The 16,775-nt window shown below is 75.6% G+C and carries 17 protein-coding genes and 1 pseudogene; 13 read left to right on the top strand and 5 right to left on the bottom strand.

Features of this window, described 5'->3' with window-relative positions; translation table 11 throughout:
- The first annotated feature begins 88 nt into the window (after positions 1-88).
- Positions 89-1,444, top strand: a complete 1,356-nt coding sequence (locus C593_RS0118085; protein ID WP_486591148.1) for an MFS transporter — start codon at positions 89-91, stop codon at positions 1,442-1,444.
- A 16-nt stretch (positions 1,445-1,460) separates the two neighbouring features.
- Here C593_RS0118085 and C593_RS0118080 read toward each other — a convergent pair whose 3' ends face one another.
- Complete coding sequence (locus tag C593_RS0118080) at positions 1,461-2,093, bottom strand: TIGR03085 family metal-binding protein (RefSeq protein ID WP_018848713.1); 633 nt, start codon at positions 2,091-2,093, stop codon at positions 1,461-1,463.
- Positions 2,094-2,223: 130 nt separating this feature from the next.
- On the opposite strand from C593_RS0118080, the gene hisI reads away from it, so the two are divergent.
- From hisI to lgt, 11 genes are all read left to right on the top strand, one after another.
- On the top strand, positions 2,224-2,670 hold the full coding sequence (gene hisI / locus C593_RS0118075; protein WP_018848712.1) for a phosphoribosyl-AMP cyclohydrolase: 447 nt from the start codon (positions 2,224-2,226) through the stop codon (positions 2,668-2,670).
- Between the two features lie 11 nt (positions 2,671-2,681).
- Complete coding sequence (locus tag C593_RS0118070; RefSeq protein ID WP_018848711.1) at positions 2,682-4,187, top strand: anthranilate synthase component I; 1,506 nt, start codon at positions 2,682-2,684, stop codon at positions 4,185-4,187.
- Positions 4,188-4,228: 41 nt separating this feature from the next.
- Positions 4,229-4,885 carry a TIGR02234 family membrane protein gene (locus tag C593_RS0118065; RefSeq protein ID WP_078521641.1) on the top strand — a complete coding sequence of 219 codons (657 nt, stop codon included), beginning with the start codon at positions 4,229-4,231 and terminating at the stop codon, positions 4,883-4,885.
- A gap of 126 nt (positions 4,886-5,011) precedes the next feature.
- On the top strand, positions 5,012-5,272 hold the full coding sequence (locus C593_RS0118060; RefSeq protein WP_018848709.1) for an HGxxPAAW family protein: 261 nt from the start codon (positions 5,012-5,014) through the stop codon (positions 5,270-5,272).
- Positions 5,273-5,354: 82 nt separating this feature from the next.
- On the top strand, positions 5,355-5,897 hold the full coding sequence (locus C593_RS0118055; RefSeq protein ID WP_018848708.1) for a DUF2752 domain-containing protein: 543 nt from the start codon (positions 5,355-5,357) through the stop codon (positions 5,895-5,897).
- A 140-nt stretch (positions 5,898-6,037) separates the two neighbouring features.
- Positions 6,038-6,847: an indole-3-glycerol phosphate synthase TrpC gene (trpC, locus tag C593_RS0118050; RefSeq protein WP_026277806.1), complete on the top strand. Its 810-nt coding sequence runs from the start codon at positions 6,038-6,040 to the stop codon at positions 6,845-6,847.
- Positions 6,848-6,854: 7 nt separating this feature from the next.
- On the top strand, positions 6,855-7,112 hold the full coding sequence (trpM, locus tag C593_RS0118045; protein WP_018848706.1) for a tryptophan biosynthesis modulator TrpM: 258 nt from the start codon (positions 6,855-6,857) through the stop codon (positions 7,110-7,112).
- A 301-nt stretch (positions 7,113-7,413) separates the two neighbouring features.
- Entirely contained in the window at positions 7,414-8,715 is a 1,302-nt protein-coding gene (gene trpB / locus C593_RS0118040) for a tryptophan synthase subunit beta (RefSeq protein WP_018848705.1), read from the top strand.
- On the top strand, positions 8,712-9,527 hold the full coding sequence (trpA, locus tag C593_RS0118035; protein ID WP_018848704.1) for a tryptophan synthase subunit alpha: 816 nt from the start codon (positions 8,712-8,714) through the stop codon (positions 9,525-9,527). Before trpB ends, trpA begins: the two co-directional genes overlap by 4 nt.
- 63 nt (positions 9,528-9,590) lie before the next feature.
- A complete protein-coding gene (locus C593_RS0118030) occupies positions 9,591-10,427 on the top strand; it encodes a thioredoxin domain-containing protein (protein ID WP_018848703.1) in 837 nt (278 codons plus the stop codon).
- A 141-nt stretch (positions 10,428-10,568) separates the two neighbouring features.
- On the top strand, positions 10,569-11,606 hold the full coding sequence (gene lgt / locus C593_RS0118025; RefSeq protein WP_018848702.1) for a prolipoprotein diacylglyceryl transferase: 1,038 nt from the start codon (positions 10,569-10,571) through the stop codon (positions 11,604-11,606).
- Positions 11,607-12,206: 600 nt separating this feature from the next.
- On the opposite strand, the gene C593_RS0118020 is transcribed toward lgt, so the two are convergent.
- From C593_RS0118020 to C593_RS0118005, 4 genes and pseudogenes are all read right to left on the bottom strand, one after another.
- Positions 12,207-13,007, bottom strand: a complete 801-nt coding sequence (locus C593_RS0118020; protein ID WP_018848701.1) for an aldolase/citrate lyase family protein — start codon at positions 13,005-13,007, stop codon at positions 12,207-12,209.
- Entirely contained in the window at positions 13,004-14,245 is a 1,242-nt protein-coding gene (locus C593_RS0118015; RefSeq protein WP_018848700.1) for a CoA transferase, read from the bottom strand. The genes C593_RS0118020 and C593_RS0118015 overlap by 4 nt, the downstream gene beginning before the upstream one ends.
- A complete protein-coding gene (gene rbsK / locus C593_RS0118010) occupies positions 14,242-15,129 on the bottom strand; it encodes a ribokinase (RefSeq protein ID WP_018848699.1) in 888 nt (295 codons plus the stop codon). Before rbsK ends, C593_RS0118015 begins: the two co-directional genes overlap by 4 nt.
- A pseudogene (locus C593_RS0118005) lies at positions 15,126-15,530 on the bottom strand (ADP-ribosylglycohydrolase family protein); the annotation flags it as partial. The pseudogene C593_RS0118005 and the gene rbsK, both read right to left, overlap by 4 nt.
- A gap of 239 nt (positions 15,531-15,769) precedes the next feature.
- On the opposite strand from C593_RS0118005, the gene C593_RS0118000 reads away from it, so the two are divergent.
- Positions 15,770-16,498, top strand: coding sequence for a VIT1/CCC1 transporter family protein (locus C593_RS0118000; protein WP_018848697.1), 729 nt, complete (start codon positions 15,770-15,772; stop codon positions 16,496-16,498).
- The last annotated feature ends 277 nt before the right edge of the window (positions 16,499-16,775 follow it).

The following is a 16,775-nucleotide window of genomic DNA, read 5'->3' as shown; positions in this document are numbered from 1 at the left end:
GTAGCGTCCCCCGGCCCCGGGGGACGCTACCGGCCCGCCCGCACACCGCCCGCACACCGCCCGCACGTCCCGAGAGGCCCCGATCACCGTGCCCGCACCCGAGGACGTCGCCGCTCCCGCTCGCGGGGACGGGCGGGAGCGGCCCGCGCACCGGGACCCGAACGTGCTGCGCTGGCTCGGCGCGTACACCGCCTCCGCCGCCGGGGACAGCGTCTACTACCTGGCCCTGACCTGGGCCGCCACCCGGGGCGGAAGCGCCGCCGAGGCGGGGGCCGTGCTCGCGGTGAGCGCCGTGCCGCGCGCGCTGCTGATGCTCGGCGGGGGCGTCCTCGCGGACCGGCTCGGCCCGCGCCGTGTGGTCGTCACCAGCGACGCGGCCCGGGCCGTGATCGTGCTGGCGCTTGCCGCGCTGCTGTGGGCCTCGGCGCCCGGACTGTGGCTGCTGGCCGCCGTGGCCGTGGTCTTCGGGGCCCTGGACGCGGTCTTCATGCCCGCCGTGGGCGCCCTGCCGCCCAGGATCGCCGCCCCCGGGCAGCTCGCCCGGATCCAGGGCATGCGCGGTCTCGCCGGGCGCGGGGCCACCGTGGTCGGCGCGCCCCTGGGCGGCGTCGCGATGGCCGCAGGGGGTGCGTCCGGAGCCTTCCTGCTCGCGGGCGCGCTCTTCGCCCTCGCCCTCCCGCTGCTGCTGACCCTGCGGATCGCGCCCCTGCCGGGCTCCCGGACCCCGGCGGACGTCCCGGAGAGCCTCACCGCCCCCGGGCCGGGCGCGTGGGACGGCGACCCCGGGGCGGTGGCGGCGGCCACGGCGGGCGGGCCGGGAGCGCGCCCCGGCGGATCGTTCCTGCGGGACCTGGTCGACGGCCTCCGGTACGTCCGCCGCCACCGCGTCCTCGCCCCGCTCCTCGTCGTCGTCGCCGTCGGCGACCTCGGCTTCGTCGGCCCCCTCGGCGTGGGCCTCGCGCTCCTCGCCGACGCCCGGGACTGGGGCGCCGCGGGGCTCGGCTGGGTGCTCGCGGGCTTCGCCGCGGGCTCCGGAGCCGCCTCCCTGCTGCTCGCCGTACGCGGCCGGATACCCCGGGCCGGGCTGGTCATGGGCCTGGCCCTGCTCACCGGCTCGGCCGCCGTCGCGGCCCTCGCCCTGGTGCCCCAGGTGGCCGTCGCCGTCGCCGTGGCTGCCGGGGTCGGCGTCCTGACCGGCGTCAGCGGCTCGCTCTGCGGCGCGCTGATGCAGACCCTCACCGAGCCCTCGCACCTCGGCCGGGTCACCTCGCTGGCGACCTTCGTCAGCCTCGGCCTCGCCCCGCTGAGCTTCCCCCTGACCGGTGCGGCCGTCGGGCTGTGGGGCACCACCCCCGTCTTCGCGGTGAGCGCCCTGGTGTGCGCGGCGGGAGCGGTGTACGGGCTGTGCTCCCCGCCCCTGCGCCGCGCCGAACTGCCCACCTGACCGGCGCGGACGCGCCTCAGACCCCGAGCCGGGCCGTCCGGATGCGCTCCACGGCCGCCTTCTCGCCCTCCAGGTCCACCCGCGCCGCCTCCTGCCGCCCGAAGAGGAACAGGGTCAGCTCCCCGGGGTCCCCGGTCACGGTCACCACCGGTGTGCCGCGGCGCGCGACCGCCGTCTGCCCGTCCGGGCGGCGCAGCACCAGCCCCACCGGCGCCTTCCGGCCGAGCAGCCGCGCGCTCTTCTCCAGCCGCGACCAGAGCACGCTCTCGAAGACCGGGTCCAGGTCACGGGGCGTCCAGTCGGGCTGCGCACGGCGCACGTCCTCCGCGTGCACGAAGAACTCCACGGTGTTAGCCGCCTCGTCCACCTGCTTGAGCGCGAAAGGCGACATCCGGGTCGGGCCCGTACGGATCATCCGCAGCAGCTCGTCGTAGGGGAGGGCGGTGAACTCCGCCCGGATGCGCTCAGCCCGGTCCTTGAGCGCCTTGAGCAGGGCCCCGCCGGTCGCGTCGGGGCGGCGCTCCCGTACGACCACATGGGCGGCGAGGTCGTGGGTACGCCAGCCCTCGCACAGGGTGGCGGCGTCCGGGCCCGCGGCCTCCAACAGATCGGCGAGCAGAAGTCGTTCACGCTTGGCATGGGTCGACATGCCTGCCAGCGTACGGCGGTCCCGGTGCGCCCGCCCAGTGGACTCCGCCCCCGCGGGGCCCGGCCGCCCGGCGGTTCCGTCCCGTGGACGGTCCGCACGTCCACCCCGCCCGGCACGGCACAATGTCCCCATGACCAGCAGTGTCCCCGCCAGTGCCCTCGACCCGGCCGTCGCGGCCCGCCTCAAGCGCGGCGCCGACGGCCTGGTGCCCGCCGTCGCCCAGCAGTACGACACCGGAGAGGTGCTCATGCTCGGGTGGATGGACGACGAGGCCCTGCACCGCACCCTGACCACCGGCCGCGCCACCTACTGGTCCCGCAGCCGCCGGGAGTACTGGGTCAAGGGCGACACCTCCGGGCACGTCCAGTGGGTGAAATCGGTGGCCCTCGACTGCGACGCGGACACGGTCCTCGTCAAGGTCGACCAGATCGGTGCCGCCTGCCACACCGGCGACCGCACCTGCTTCGACGCGGACGTGCTCCTCGACGCGGGCACCGGCAACGCCGACGCCTCCGGCACCACCGACGCCGGCACCGCCCCGGGCACCGGCGCGCGGTCCGGCCGCACCGCCCAGTAGGGTCGGCCGCCATGGATCTCGAGACGTTCCGCAAGCTGGCCGCCGACCGCCGCGTCATCCCCGTCGTCCGCCGCCTGCTCGCCGACGGTGACACGCCCGTCGGGCTCTACCGCAAGCTGGCCGCCGAACGCCCCGGCACCTTCCTGCTGGAATCCGCCGAACAGGGCCGCTCCTGGTCCCGCTACTCCTTCATCGGCGTCCGCTCCGACGCGACCCTCACCGTCCGGGACGGCGAGGCGCACTGGCTCGGCACCCCGCCCGTCGGCGTCCCCACCGGGGGCGACCCGCTGCACGCCCTGCGCGCGACCGTCGAGACCCTGCACACCCCGCACACCCACGACCCCGCCGTGACCATGCCCCCCTTCACCGGCGGCATGGTCGGCTACCTCGGCTACGACATCGTGCGCCGCCTGGAGCGGATCGGCCCCGGTGAACGCGACGACCTGAAGCTCCCCGAGCTGACCATGCTCCTCACCTCCGACCTCGCGGTCCTCGACCACTGGGACGGCAGCGTCCTGCTGATCGCCAACGCGATCAACCACAACGACACGGACACCGGCGTCGACGAGGCCCACGCCGGCGCCGTCGCCCGCCTCGACGCGATGGAGGCGGACCTCGCCCGGCCGCTGGTCTCCGCCCCGTCCGCGCTGCCGCCCTCCGAGCTGCCCGAGTTCACCGCGCTGTGGGGCGGGGCCGACTACCAGGACGCCGTCGAGGACATCAAGGAGCGCATCCGGGCCGGCGAGGCCTTCCAGGTGGTGCCCTCCCAGCGGTTCGAGACCCCCTGCACGGCGAGCGCCCTGGACGTGTACCGGGTGCTGCGGGCCACCAACCCCTCGCCGTACATGTACCTGCTCCGCTTCGACGGCTTCGACGTCGTCGGCTCCAGCCCCGAGGCCCTGGTCAAGGTCGAGGACGGGCACGCCATGGTCCATCCGATCGCCGGCACCCGCCATCGCGGCGCGACGCCTCAGGAGGACCACGACCTCGCCGAGGAACTCCTCGCCGACCCCAAGGAGCGCGCCGAGCACCTGATGCTCGTCGACCTCGGGCGCAACGACCTGGGCCGGGTCTGCGCGCCCGGCACCGTCGAGGTGGTCGACTTCATGTCGATCGAGCGCTACTCCCACGTCATGCACATCGTCTCCACCGTCACCGGCCGGGTCGCCGAGGGCCGGACCGCGTTCGACGTGCTCACCGCCTGCTTCCCCGCCGGGACGCTCTCCGGCGCGCCCAAGCCGCGCGCCATGCAGATCATCGACGAGCTGGAGCCCTCCCGGCGCGGCCTGTACGGCGGCGCGGTCGGCTACCTGGACTTCGCCGGGGACTCCGACACCGCCATCGCCATCCGCACCGCCGTCCTCCGCGACGGCACGGCGTACGTCCAGGCCGGGGCGGGTGTCGTCGCCGACTCCGACCCGGTCGCGGAGGACACCGAGTGCCGGAACAAGGCGGCGGCCGTCCTGCGCGCGGTGCACACCGCGAACCGGCTCGCGCCCACGCCCACCACGGGCTGACCCCCGGCCCGCCGACCGGGCCCACGGGCGGCTGGGGGATAGTGGGACGCGTGAGTGCCGTACCCGTACCCCAGCCCCGCGCCGCCGCCCCGGCGGAGCCGACCGCGCGGCGTGGCCGCCGCAGCCTCGCCGCGGCCCTGCTGCTCGGCGCGGCGGGCGCCACCGTCGTCCTCCTCGCCGCCGGGCGGATCTGGGCCGAGGGCACCGCGTCCGTCGGTGGCGGGACCGTCGGCCTGGCGGCGAAGGGCGGTGACGTCACCGGCGTCCCGACCGCCCTCGCGATCGTCGGACTGGCCGCGCTGGTGGCCGTCTTCGCCGTCCGCCGCCGAAGCCGGCTGATCGTCTCCGGGCTGCTCGCCCTGAGCGGCGCCGGCGCGGTGGCCGCGGCCCTGCTCGGCGCCTCCGACCGGGCCGCGCTCGACGAGAGGGCCGGGCGCACCACGGGCGACGCCGCCGCCACGGTGGACGCGCTGACGCACACGGTCTGGCCGTACGTCACGGCCGCGGGCGGACTGCTGATCCTGCTGGCCGGGGTGCTGGCCCTGCGGTACGGGGCGTCCTGGCCCACGATGTCCGGCCGCTACGAGCGCGACGGCACGCCCCGTCGGCGCACCGCCCCGCCCGTGGTCGACCCGGACCGGCCCGAGGACCTGTGGAAGGCCCTGGACCGGGGCGAGGACCCAACCCGCGAGTCCTGACCGACCCCCGGTCACCGCGCCCGACCGGGTGCGGGACAATGACGAAAGGGCCCCGGGCCCGCAGCACGACCGGCTCAGCACGAGCGGCGGCTCACGACAGCGCACATTCAGACGAGGAGCACACTCATGGCGGGCAGCAGCCACGGACACGGACACACCCCGGCCGCATGGACGGGCGTCATCATCTCCTTCATCGGCTTCTGCGTCGCGGGCGTCTTCATGGTCGCGGACAGCCCGGTGGGCTTCTGGGCCGGCTGCGCCGTGATCGCCCTCGGCGCGATCGCCGGCGGCGCCATGAAGATGGCGGGCCTCGGCACGCCGAAGGAGTCCGAGGCCGTGCTGGCCGCCCGCGACCGCGCCGCCGCGCGCGAGGGCGTCACCGCCTGACGCGCCGGCCCCGACGCCGACGAGCGGCGCAGCCCGGCACGCCGGGCTGCGCCGCTGCCGTTCCCCCGTGCACAATCACCCCGTGACCCCGGACCCCGCACCTTCCCGGCCCCTGCCCCCGCCCGGCCCCGACGCCCCCGGCGTGCCGGGTGACGCCGTGGCGGGCGTGCCCGGACCGGAGGGCCGTGCGGCACTCACCGCCCCACCGGGCGGCCCCGCCGCCCCGGCCCCCCTCGCACGGCGGCTTCTCGCGCCGCTGGCGGTGCTCGGCGGGGTCGGGGGCGCGTTCGCGTTCGTCGCGGCCGTCGATCCGAACGAGCCCGGGCACTATCCCGTGTGCCCGCTGCTGAGCGTGACGGGGCTGTACTGCCCCGGCTGCGGCGGGCTGCGCAGCGCGCACGCCTTCGCGCACGGGGACCTCGCGGCCGCGTTCGCGGCGAACGCCGCCGCCGTCGTCGGATATCTCGTCTTCGCCGTGCTGTGGGCCGTCTGGGTGGTGCGCGCGGTGCGCGGGAGGCCCATGAGGATCGGGGTCCCGCCGCTGTGGGGGTGGGTCCTCGGGGGCGTGCTCGTGGTGTTCTCGGTCGTCCGGAACCTGCCGTTCGGCTCGGCCCTCGCGCCCTGAGACGGCAGGTGGGAGCGGGGGCGGAAGTCCCACACAATGGGACGGACGGCGACCGGATGCGGTTCCCGGGCGCTCCTGCGGATACCATCGAGGGGCTGAATCAGACCGTTTCGCCACCGTCCCGGAAGGGGGCCGCTCGCGTGAGTGTGCTCGACGAGATCATCGAAGGTGTGCGCGCCGACCTCGCGGGACGGCAGGCGCGTGTCAGCCTCGACGAGCTCAAGGAGCGCGCCGCCACGGCCCCCGCGGCCAAGGACGGCGTGGCAGCGCTGCGCGGCGACGGCGTCAAGGTCATCTGCGAGGTCAAGCGCTCCAGCCCCTCCAAGGGCGCCCTCGCCGCCATCGCCGACCCGGCCGGACTGGCCGCGGACTACGAGGCGGGCGGCGCGGCCGTCATCTCCGTGCTGACCGAGGAGCGCCGCTTCGGCGGTTCGCTCGCCGACCTGGAGGCCGTCCGGGCCCGGGTCGACATTCCCGTCCTGCGCAAGGACTTCATCGTCACCGCCTACCAGCTGTGGGAGGCGCGCGCGTACGGCGCGGACCTCGCCCTGCTGATCGTCGCCGCGCTGGACCAGGAGGCACTCGTCTCCCTGATCGAGCGCGCCGAGTCCATCGGCCTCACCCCGCTCGTGGAGGTCCACGACGAGGACGAGGTCGAGCGCGCGGTGGACGCCGGAGCGAAGATCATCGGCGTCAACGCCCGCGACCTGAAGACGCTCAAGGTCGACCGGTCCACCTTCGAGACCGTCGCCCCCGAGATCCCGGCGCACATCGTCAAGGTCGCCGAGTCCGGTGTGCGCGGACCGCACGACCTCATCGAGTACGCCCGCGCGGGCGCGGACGCCGTCCTCGTCGGCGAGTCCCTGGTCACCGGCCGCGACCCCAAGGCGGCCGTCGCGGACCTCGTCGCCGCCGGCGCCCACCCCGCGCTGCGCCACGGCCGGGGCTGACCCCGGTATGACCGCCGTCCGCCGCACGCGCCGCAGCACCCCGGGCCCCCGCCCGGGGGCCGCGGGCGCGCCCGCGGCGACCGGCGGCGCCTACGCCCGCCTCGCCCGGGGCTGCCGGCCCCGCGGCTGCCGGGCCCCCGCCCGGCGCGTCCACGGACGCCGGGTCCGCTATGTCATAGGCGACGAGCCCGGCCAGGTCAACGGCATGCGATGGCGCGGCCCGCTCGCGCGCGGCACGGACCACGGCGGTGCCCGCACGGTGTGAGGCCGCTCCGGCGGTGACGTGACCGCCCCGGCCGCGTCCGCCCGCAGGCCGCGTCCGTGTCCCGGCCGCGTCCGTCCGCCCGTCGCGAACCGGTCCGGCCTCCGGCCGCCCGCCGTGCGCTCCCGCCCCCCACGGGGCGGTCCGTCGCGCCACCGCGGCCCGCACCCGGACGCGACCCGGTACGCACCCGAGCCGGAAACGCACCCCGCCCGGGCCCGCCCGGTCCGCCCGCGCGTATCCGTCTCCGCACCCAACCGACACCTTCGGGGGCGCCCGCCCCCGCCCAAGGAGCACCGTCGCCATGTCCAGCGACCCCAGTGACTACTTCGTTCCCGATCCCGACGGCTCGGTCCCGAACCGCGAGGGCTACTTCGGCGCCTTCGGCGGCAAGTTCATCCCCGAGGCCCTCGTCGCGGCCGTCGACGAGGTGGCCGTCGAGTACGACAAGGCCAAGTCCGACCCCGCCTTCGTCGCCGAACTCGGCGAACTGCTCGCCGACTACACCGGCCGTCCCAGCGCCCTGACCGAGGTCCCCCGCTTCGCCGGGCACGCGGGCGGCGCCCGGGTGTTCCTCAAGCGCGAGGACCTCAACCACACCGGCTCGCACAAGATCAACAACGTGCTGGGCCAGGCCCTGCTGACCCGCCGCATGGGCAAGACCCGGGTCATCGCCGAGACCGGCGCAGGCCAGCACGGCGTCGCCACGGCCACCGCCTGCGCCCTGTTCGGCCTCGACTGCACCATCTACATGGGCGAGATCGACACCCGGCGCCAGGCCCTCAACGTCGCCCGGATGCGGATGCTCGGCGCCGAGGTCGTCGCCGTGAAGTCCGGCAGCCGCACCCTGAAGGACGCCATCAACGAGGCGTTCCGCGACTGGGTCGCCAACGTGGACCACACCCACTACCTCTTCGGCACGGTCGCCGGCCCGCACCCCTTCCCGGCCATGGTCCGCGACTTCCACCGGGTCATCGGCGTTGAGGCCCGCCGCCAGCTCCTGGAGCGCGCCGGGCGGCTGCCCGACGCGGCCGTCGCCTGCGTCGGCGGCGGCTCCAACGCCATCGGCCTCTTCCACGCCTTCGTCCCCGACGCCGGGGTGCGCCTGATCGGCTGCGAACCGGCCGGGCACGGCGTGGAGTCCGGCGAACACGCGGCCACCCTCACCGCCGGGGAGCCGGGCATCCTGCACGGCTCGCGCAGCTACGTCCTCCAGGACGACGAGGGCCAGATCACCGAGCCGTACTCGATCTCCGCCGGTCTCGACTACCCGGGCATCGGCCCCGAGCACGCCTATCTGAAGGACTCCGGCCGCGGCGAGTACCGGGCCGTCACCGACGACGCGGCGATGCAGGCGCTGCGGCTGCTGTCGCGCACCGAGGGCATCATCCCGGCCATCGAGTCCGCGCACGCCCTCGCCGGCGCGCTGGAGGTCGGCCGCGAACTCGGCCCCGAGGGGCTGATCGTCGTCAACCTCTCCGGCCGCGGCGACAAGGACATGGACACCGCCGCCCGCTATTTCGGGCTCTACGACACCGACGCCGAGGTGGAGGCCGACGCCTCCGCCGACGACGGCGCCGCCGAGATCCAGGGGGACGCGAAGTGAGCGGCACCATCGACCTGCTGAACCGCACCCTCGCCGGGGCCCGTGCGGAGGGCCGCGCCGCCCTGATCGCCTATCTGCCCGCCGGCTTCCCCACCGTCGAGGTCGGCATCGAGGCCGTCAAGGCGGCGCTGGACGGCGGCGCGGACGTGGTCGAGGTCGGCCTCCCGCACAGCGATCCGGTCCTCGACGGGCCCGTCATCCAGACCGCCGACGACATCGCCCTGCGCGGTGGGGTCCGGATCGCCGACGTGCTGCGCACCGTCCGCGAGGCGCACGCGGCGACCGGGAAGCCGGTGCTGGTGATGACCTACTGGAACCCGGTCGACCGCTACGGCGTGGAACGCTTCACCGCCGAGCTGGCCGAGGCGGGCGGCGCCGGGTGCATCCTGCCCGACCTGCCGGTCCAGGAGTCGGCGCTGTGGCGCGAGCACGCCGAGAAGCACGGGCTGGCCACCGTCTTCGTGGTCGCCCCGAGCAGCCGCGACGAACGCCTCGCCACCATCACCGCGGCAGGCAGCGGCTTCGTCTACGCGGCCTCCCTGATGGGGGTGACCGGCACGCGGGCGTCGGTCGGCGCCCAGGCGGCGGACCTGGTGCGGCGCACCCGGGCCACCACCGACCTGCCGGTCTGCGTCGGGCTCGGGGTCTCCGACCCGGACCAGGCCGCCGAGGTGGCCGCCTTCGCCGACGGCGTCATCGTCGGCTCCGCGTTCGTCAAGCGGATGCTCGACGCGGACGGCGACGAGGCCGCCGTCGCAGCCGTACGGGAACTGGCGGGCGAACTGGCCGCCGGGGTCCGCGCCCCGAAGTAACTCGAACGGGTGGAAACCCGGCCGGGGAGGCACGCGGATGCCTCCCCGGTTCGTTTGCGGGGCGTGAGCGACAACCAAGAACGCCGAGGGACCGCGCGCGAGCGGCTCCAGCGCGAACGAGAGAAGGACAAGGCGCGCGAGCGCCGCCGCCGCACCCTGATCGTGGCCGCCGCCGTGGTCGGTGTCCTCGGCCTGGCCGCGGTCGTCGGTCTCGTCGCGGCCAACGCCGGCAAGGACGACGGCTCCAGCGAGGCGGGCCCGCTCAGCGCGCCCAGCGGCGTCCAGGGCGAGGAGCAGCTCGCGATCCCCGTCGGCGCGAGCGACGCACCCTCCACCCTCACGGTGTGGGAGGACTTCCGCTGCCCCGCCTGCGCCCAGTTCGAGAACGCGCTGCGGAGCACCATCCACGACCTCGTGGAGTCCGGCCAGATCAAGGTCGAGTACCACCTCGCCACGATCATCGACGGCAACATGGGCGGCACCGGCTCCCTGCGCGCGGCGAACGCGGCGGCCTGCGCGCAGGACGCGGGGAAGTTCGCCGAGTACCACGACGTGCTCTTCATGAACCAGCCCCCCGAGCCGGACGACGCCTTCGCGGACAACGCCAAGCTGATCGAGCTGGCGGGCAAGGTCGACGGCCTGGTCACCCCCGCCTTCCGCACCTGTGTGGAGGACGGCACCCACGACAGCTGGGTGGAGAAGTCCAACACCGCCTTCCAGAACGGCGGCTTCCGGGGCACGCCCACCGTTCTGCTCAACGGGGAGTCCGTCTTCCCGACGAAGGGCGACGAGCAGATCTCGGTTGCCAACTTCAAGAAGTGGGTCGCGGAGGCGAACAAGGGCAAGCAGCCGGGCACCCGGCAGCCGTCCCCGGCGGGCAGCGGCCCCTCGCCGTCCTGACCGGCGCCACCCGCCGCCCGGGCCGCGGGTGCGCTGCCCCGCGGGGCCGGGGCGCTGCCCGCACGGGCAGGCCCCCGTTACCCAGACGTTGCCGGGTGGGTTGCCGTGGGCCCTGCCCGGCAGGGTAGCGTCGGGTCTGCCATGGACATCGCCTACATTCCCAGCCCGTCGACCGGGGTCCTCGAACTCGGACCGATCCCGCTGCGCGGCTACGCCTTCTGCATCCTCGTCGGTCTCTTCACCGCCCTCTGGATCGTCGACCGCCGCTGGGTCGCGCGCGGCGGAAGGAAGGGCACCACCTGGGACATCGCCGTCTGGGCGGTGCCCTTCGGTCTGATCGGCGGACGTCTCTACCACGTCGTCACCGACTACCAGCTGTACTTCGGCGAGGGCCGGGACTGGGTCGACGCCTTCAAGATCTGGGAAGGCGGCCTCGGTATCTGGGGCGCGGTCGCGCTCGGCGCGCTCGGCGCGTGGATCGGCTGCCGCCGCCGGGGCATCGCGCTCCCGCCGTACGCCGACGCGGTGGCGCCGGCGCTGGCGATCGCGCAGGCCATCGGGCGCTGGGGCAACTGGTTCAACCAGGAGCTCTTCGGCCGCCCCACCGACCTGCCCTGGGGCCTGCGCATCGACCCGGAGCACCGCCCGGACGCGACGGTCGACCTGGCGACCTACCACCCGACCTTCCTCTACGAGTCGCTGTGGTGCCTCGGCGTGGCCGCCCTCGTCTTCTGGGCCGACCGGCGCTTCCGCCTGGGCCACGGACGGGCCTTCGCGCTGTACGTCGCGGGGTACACGGCGGGCCGGGGCTGGATCGAGTACATGCGGGTCGACGAGGCCCACCACATCCTGGGCCTGCGCCTGAACCTGTGGACCTCGATCATCGTCTTCGTCGCCGCGGTCGCCTACATGATCGTCTCGGCGCGGCTGCGCCCGGGCCGCGAGGAGATCGTCGAGCCGGACCCCTCCGACCCGTCGAAGCCGGGCCCGGCCACGGCGAAGGCGCTGGCGGAGCCGTCCGAGTCCGAGTCCGACGACTCCCCGGCGAAGGACGACGCCGCGCCCTCCGAGGACGCCGACGCGTCCGACCCGGCCGGGAAGGGCGCGGCCGGCGCGGCCGCAGCCGCCGACCCGGCCGGCACCGGCTCGGACGCCAAGCCGGCCGCCGGCAAGGGCTGACCCACCGCCGCACACGCGAGGGCCGCCGGGGCACCGCCCCGGCGGCCCTCGCGTTTCCCCCGGCGTCGGGTGGGACTGCGCGCCCCCGCCGGGGACGGCGGCCGTGCCCGTGGGCGGCGCGGACGCGGGCCCGTCCGCCGCCCGGCTGCGCGGCCCTGCCGGGCGGATGCCCCCCGGATCGGCGGCCGGTGGCGGGTGCGGTGGCCGCCGGTGCGTTGCGGGTTCCGACTCCGTCCGGGCGCTGCGGTTCCGAGCCCGTTCGGGCGTTGCGGTTCCGATCGTCTCCGGGCGTTGCCGGGTTCCGACCCCGCCCGGGCACTGCGACCCCGGCTCCGTCCGGGCGTTGCCGGGTTCCGACCTCGCCTAGGCACTGCGGTCCCGACCCCGCCCGGGCGGGGTCGGCCCACCTCGGCTTCCCGGCCGGCAACGAACCGGCGGGCCCCCGTCGGCCGGGCGGTGCCCCTCGGGCCGGCCGGCCACGGCGGAGCCGTGCGCAGGCCCGGAGCACCGTGCCCGGCGCGCCGGACGGGGCCGCGCCCTCCGGGGGGCGCGGCTTCTGCCCGCCGGCCGGGCGGGGGGCCGAGTGCGGTGGCCGCCGGGTCAGGTGATGTCGCGGGCGGCGATCGCGAGGGTGCGTTCGGCGGCCGCGACGACGGCCGCGTCGATGAAGCGGCCGTCCGGGAGGGCCATCGCGCCCTGGTCGGTGGCGGCGGCCTTGACGATCTCCTCGGCCGCGTCGATCTCCTTCTCGGTGGGGCGGTAGGCGGCCTCGATGACCGGGAGCTGGCGGGGGTGGATCGCGGTACGGCCCAGGAAGCCGAGAGCGCGGCCGTGCACGCAGGAGTCGTGCAGCGCGTCCAGGTCGCGGATGTCGGGGAAGACGGACTGCGCCGGCGGGGCGAGTCCGGCCGCGCGGGCCGCCAGGATGGTGCGCAGGCGCGGCCAGTCCAGGCCCCGGTCGTCGCCCACCCCGAGGTCCGCCTGCAGGTCCGACTCGCCGAGCGCGATCCCGCGCACCGCGTCGTGCGCGGTGGCCACCGCGTACGCGTGCTCCACCGCGAGCGCCGATTCCAGCAGCGGGTACAGCGGCAGCCCCGGCGCCTTCGCGGCGACCCGCTGGACGTCGGCCGCGTAGGCCACCTTGGGGATGCGCAGGGCGGCCAGGCCCGGCAGCCCGGCCAGGACGTCCACATCGTGCGGCGAGTTGACGCGGACGTGCACCGGCAGCGGCAGCGGGGCGGCGAGCAGGTCGGCCGTGGCGGCGAGCGCGTACTCCTTGCGGTGCCCGGCGACCGCGTCCTCCAGGTCGACGATCACGACGTCGGGGCGGGCGGCGATCGCCTTGTGCACGACCTCGGGGCGGTCCCCGGGGGCGTAGAGCCAGGTGAGCGGGAAGGTCATAGCGCTCCTTCGGTCCGCAGCGCGGTGATGTCGGCGGAGGTCAGGCCGAGTTCGGCGAGCACCTCCTCGGTGTCGGCGCCGTGCGGGCGCCCGGCCCAGCGGATGGCCCCGGGGGTCTCGGACAGCCGGAAGAGCACGTTCTGCATGCGCAGGGTGCCGAGTTCGGGGTCGGGGACCTCGGTGATCGTGCCGAGTGCCTGGTACTGCGGGTCGGTGAGGACGTCGCGGATGTCGTACACCGGCGCGATCGCCGCCTCCGCCTTCTCGAACGCGGCCAGGGCGTCCGCGCAGCTGCTGCGCGCGATCCAGCCGCCGACCGCGCCGTCCAGCTCCTCGGCGTGCTCCGCCCGCCCGCTGCCCGTGGCGAACCACGGCTCCTCGGTCAGCTCCGGCCGCCCCACCAGGTGCATCACCCGCTCGGCGACGGACTGCGCGGACGTGGAGACCGCCACCCAGCGCCCGTCCAGGGTGCGGTAGACGTTGCGCGGCGCGTTGTTGCGGGAGCGGTTCCCGGTGCGCGGCTGGACGTAACCGAGCTGGTCGTACCAGAGGGCCTGCGGGCCCAGCACCGCCAGGATCGGTTCGATGATCGCCATGTCGACGACCTGGCCCCGGCCGGTCGAGGCCCGCGCGGCGAGCGCGGTCATCACGGCGTACGCGGTGGCCAGCGCGGCGACCGAGTCGGCCAGGCCGAACGGAGGCAGGGTGGGCGGCCCGTCCGGCTCCCCGGTCGCCGCGGCGAAGCCGCTCATCGCCTCGGCGAGGGTGCCGAAGCCGGGCCGGTGCGCGTAGGGGCCGAACTGACCGAAGCCGGTGACCCGGGCGAGGACGAGCCGCGGGTTGGCCGTGCTCAACTCCTCCCAGCCGAGGCCCCAGCGCTCCAGGGTGCCGGGCCGGAAGTTCTCCACGACCACGTCGGCCCCGGCCGCGAGCCGCAGCAGGGTGTCCCGGCCGCCGGGGGTGGACAGGTCCAGGGTGATGGCGCGCTTGTTGCGGCCGAGGACCTTCCACCACAGGCCGACGCCGTCCTTGGCGGGGCCGTGGCCGCGGGAGGGGTCGGGGCGGCGGGGGTGCTCCACCTTGACGACCTCGGCGCCGTAGTCGCCGAGCAGGGTCGCGCACAGTGGTCCGGCGAACAGGGTGGCCAGGTCCAGGACGCGCAGCCCGGCCAGGGGGAGGGGCCCGGCGGGAGCGGTGGGGGGCGCGGGCGTCGGCCGCGTGTGGTGGCCGGCGGTCATGAGGCGGCGTCGATCTCGGGGCGGTACGGCATCGAGGTGGAGGCTCCCGGGCGTTGGACGGACAGGGCGGCGGCGGTGCAGGCCCAGGTCAGGGCCTCGGGCATCGGCCTTTCCTCGCCGAGGGCGACCGCGAGCGCCCCGGCGAAGGTGTCCCCGGCGGCGGTGGTGTCCACGGGGGTGACCCGGGGTGCGGCCACGGCGACCGGCTCCGCGTCCCGGGCCGCGTACAGACAGCCCGCCGCGCCCAGGGTGACGACCACCTCGGGCACCTCCCGCAGCAGTGCCGCCGCGGCGGCGCGCGGGTCGCCGAGGCCGGTCAGGGCGGCCGCCTCGTGCTCGTTGGGGAGCAGCAGGTCCACCGCGCCGAGAAGTTCGGGCGGCAGCGGCCGGGCGGGGGCGGGGGTCAGGACGGTCCGTACACCGTGGCGGCGGGCGGCCCGGGCGCCCTCGGTGACCGCGTCCAGGGGCAGTTCGAGCTGGAGCAGGAGAAGCCCGGCTGCCGCGATCACCGCCTCGTCGCCGGGGGCGAGGGCGGTGACGGTCCCGTTGGCGGCCGGGATCACGACGATGGAGTTGGCCCCCTCGTCGTCGACCACGATGTGGGCGGTGCCGGAGGGGCCCTCGGCGGTGCGCAGCAGGTCGGTGTCGACGCCGGACGCCTCCAGGGTGTGGCGCAGGATCTCGCCGTAGTGGTCCGAGCCGACCGCGCCGATCATGGTGACCTCGCCGCCCGCGCGGGCCGCCGCGACGGCCTGGTTGGCGCCCTTCCCGCCGGGGACGGTGGCGAACTCCCGCCCGGTGACGGTCTCCCCGCGTCCCGGGGCGCGGGCCGCGTAGGCCACGAGGTCCATATTGGTGCTGCCGAGCACCACGATGCCGGTCATGGGCGCAGCGCCTCCTTCGGTGTGAGCCGGGCGAGGGTGTCGGAGCCGACGTCGTCGAACCCGGCGACGGATGTGGCGAGACGGTTCTTCAGCGGGGCGGTCCACCGCTCGGGCAGGGCCGTGGGGGAGCCGGCGAGCAGTCCGGCGATCGAACCCGCGGGCGCGCCGTTGGAGTCGGTGTCCGGACCGGCGGAGACCGCCTTGCAGACCGAGCCGGTGTAGTCGCCGTCGGCGTGGGTGAGGGCGGCGGCGGGCAGGGCCGCGTCGGGGACGGCATGCACCCAGTGGTACCCGCCGTACGCGGTGTGCAGCTCCATGGGGCGGCCTTTCGCGCGCGGGCTACCTGCGGTCCAGGCACCGGGCGCCGGGCCCCTGCGGCGGGAGGCGGCCTTTCGCGCGCGGGCCTTTCCCCGGTCTGTGCCACGCCATGCCCGGCATCACTCGACGAAACGTTCCTTTCACTCATCCCGCCCCCTCCCCGGGAGGGCCGGCCCCGCCGGGCGGACCTTCCGTCCGCACCTCCGTTGACCTGGGTAAGTACGGCCTGCCTTGCTAGCAGGCCCCTTACATTCCGCGTAAGTTCGAAGGTGTCCGACGAGGGCGGCGGGGCGACCGGGTCACCGCCGGAGAGGGGAGAGCCGTGTCCGTCATCCAGACCGAGGCCGAGCTTCACGAGGCGCACCGCGACAACCACACGCACCGTGACGTCAACGGCGGCTGGCTGCGTCCGGCGGTGTTCGGCGCGATGGACGGACTGGTCTCCAACCTGGCGCTGATGACCGGTGTCGCCGGTGGCGCCGTCTCCCAGCAGACCATCGTGGTGACCGGCCTCGCGGGCCTCGCCGCCGGTGCGTTCTCCATGGCCGCCGGCGAGTACACCTCCGTCGCCTCCCAGCGGGAGCTGGTCCAGGCCGAGCTGGACGTCGAGCGCCGGGAGCTGCGCAAGCACCCGGTCGACGAGATGGAGGAGCTGGCCGCCCTCTACGTGGCCCGGGGTGTCGAGCCCGCGCTCGCCCGCGAGGTGGCCGTGCAGCTCTCGCGCGACCCGGACCAGGCGCTGGAGATCCACGCCCGGGAGGAGCTGGGCATCGACCCGGACGACCTGCCGTCGCCCGCCGTCGCCGCCGTCTCCTCGTTCGCCTCCTTCGCGCTGGGCGCCCTGGTGCCCGTCCTCCCCTATCTGCTCGGTGCGAGCGCCCTTTGGCCCGCGGTGCTGCTGGCGCTGCTGGGGCTGTTCGCCTGCGGCGCGCTGGTGGCGAAGGTCACTGCCCGCGGCTGGTGGTTCAGCGGTCTGCGCCAGCTCGCCCTCGGCGGCACCGCCGCCGCCCTCACCTACGGTCTCGGCATGCTCATCGGTGGCGCGGTCTGACCAGCGCCTCCCTCCGCCGCCCTTCAGGGCCCCGCACCGCCCCAGCTCAGGGGCGGTGCGTTCGCGTCCAGGCAGTCCGTGGCCGACCCTGTGACGTACATCCCTCTCCACCGGGCGGCGTAACGATGAGACACTATGCAATGCGCAACATAGGTAGCCGTTACCCGGTGGTTTCGGTTCCGCAATCACCGGGCATGAGCCGGAAGCGCTACGGGCAATGAGGCCCCCGCGCCGCCTTCCCGGGTCCGCAAACCTCGGCACCACCCGATCCCTGCCT

The sequence above is a fragment of the Streptomyces sp. CNT372 genome (assembly GCF_000377145.1).
This window is presented reverse-complemented; position numbering and strand designations above follow the sequence as displayed.

What these genes read in the sequence shown, in the direction of transcription:
- C593_RS0118015 (WP_018848700.1), bottom strand. Translation starts at nt 14,245, where the DNA reads ATGACCGCCGGCCACCACACGCGGCCGACGCCCGCGCCCCCCACCGCT.
- C593_RS0118070 (WP_018848711.1), top strand. Translation starts at nt 2,682, where the DNA reads ATGGATCTCGAGACGTTCCGCAAGCTGGCCGCCGACCGCCGCGTCATC.
- rbsK (WP_018848699.1), bottom strand. Translation starts at nt 15,129, where the DNA reads ATGACCGGCATCGTGGTGCTCGGCAGCACCAATATGGACCTCGTGGCC.
- trpB (WP_018848705.1), top strand. Translation starts at nt 7,414, where the DNA reads ATGTCCAGCGACCCCAGTGACTACTTCGTTCCCGATCCCGACGGCTCG.
- trpM (WP_018848706.1), top strand. Translation starts at nt 6,855, where the DNA reads ATGACCGCCGTCCGCCGCACGCGCCGCAGCACCCCGGGCCCCCGCCCG.
- C593_RS0118060 (WP_018848709.1), top strand. Translation starts at nt 5,012, where the DNA reads ATGGCGGGCAGCAGCCACGGACACGGACACACCCCGGCCGCATGGACG.
- C593_RS0118080 (WP_018848713.1), bottom strand. Translation starts at nt 2,093, where the DNA reads ATGTCGACCCATGCCAAGCGTGAACGACTTCTGCTCGCCGATCTGTTG.
- hisI (WP_018848712.1), top strand. Translation starts at nt 2,224, where the DNA reads ATGACCAGCAGTGTCCCCGCCAGTGCCCTCGACCCGGCCGTCGCGGCC.
- lgt (WP_018848702.1), top strand. Translation starts at nt 10,569, where the DNA reads ATGGACATCGCCTACATTCCCAGCCCGTCGACCGGGGTCCTCGAACTC.
- C593_RS0118020 (WP_018848701.1), bottom strand. Translation starts at nt 13,007, where the DNA reads ATGACCTTCCCGCTCACCTGGCTCTACGCCCCCGGGGACCGCCCCGAG.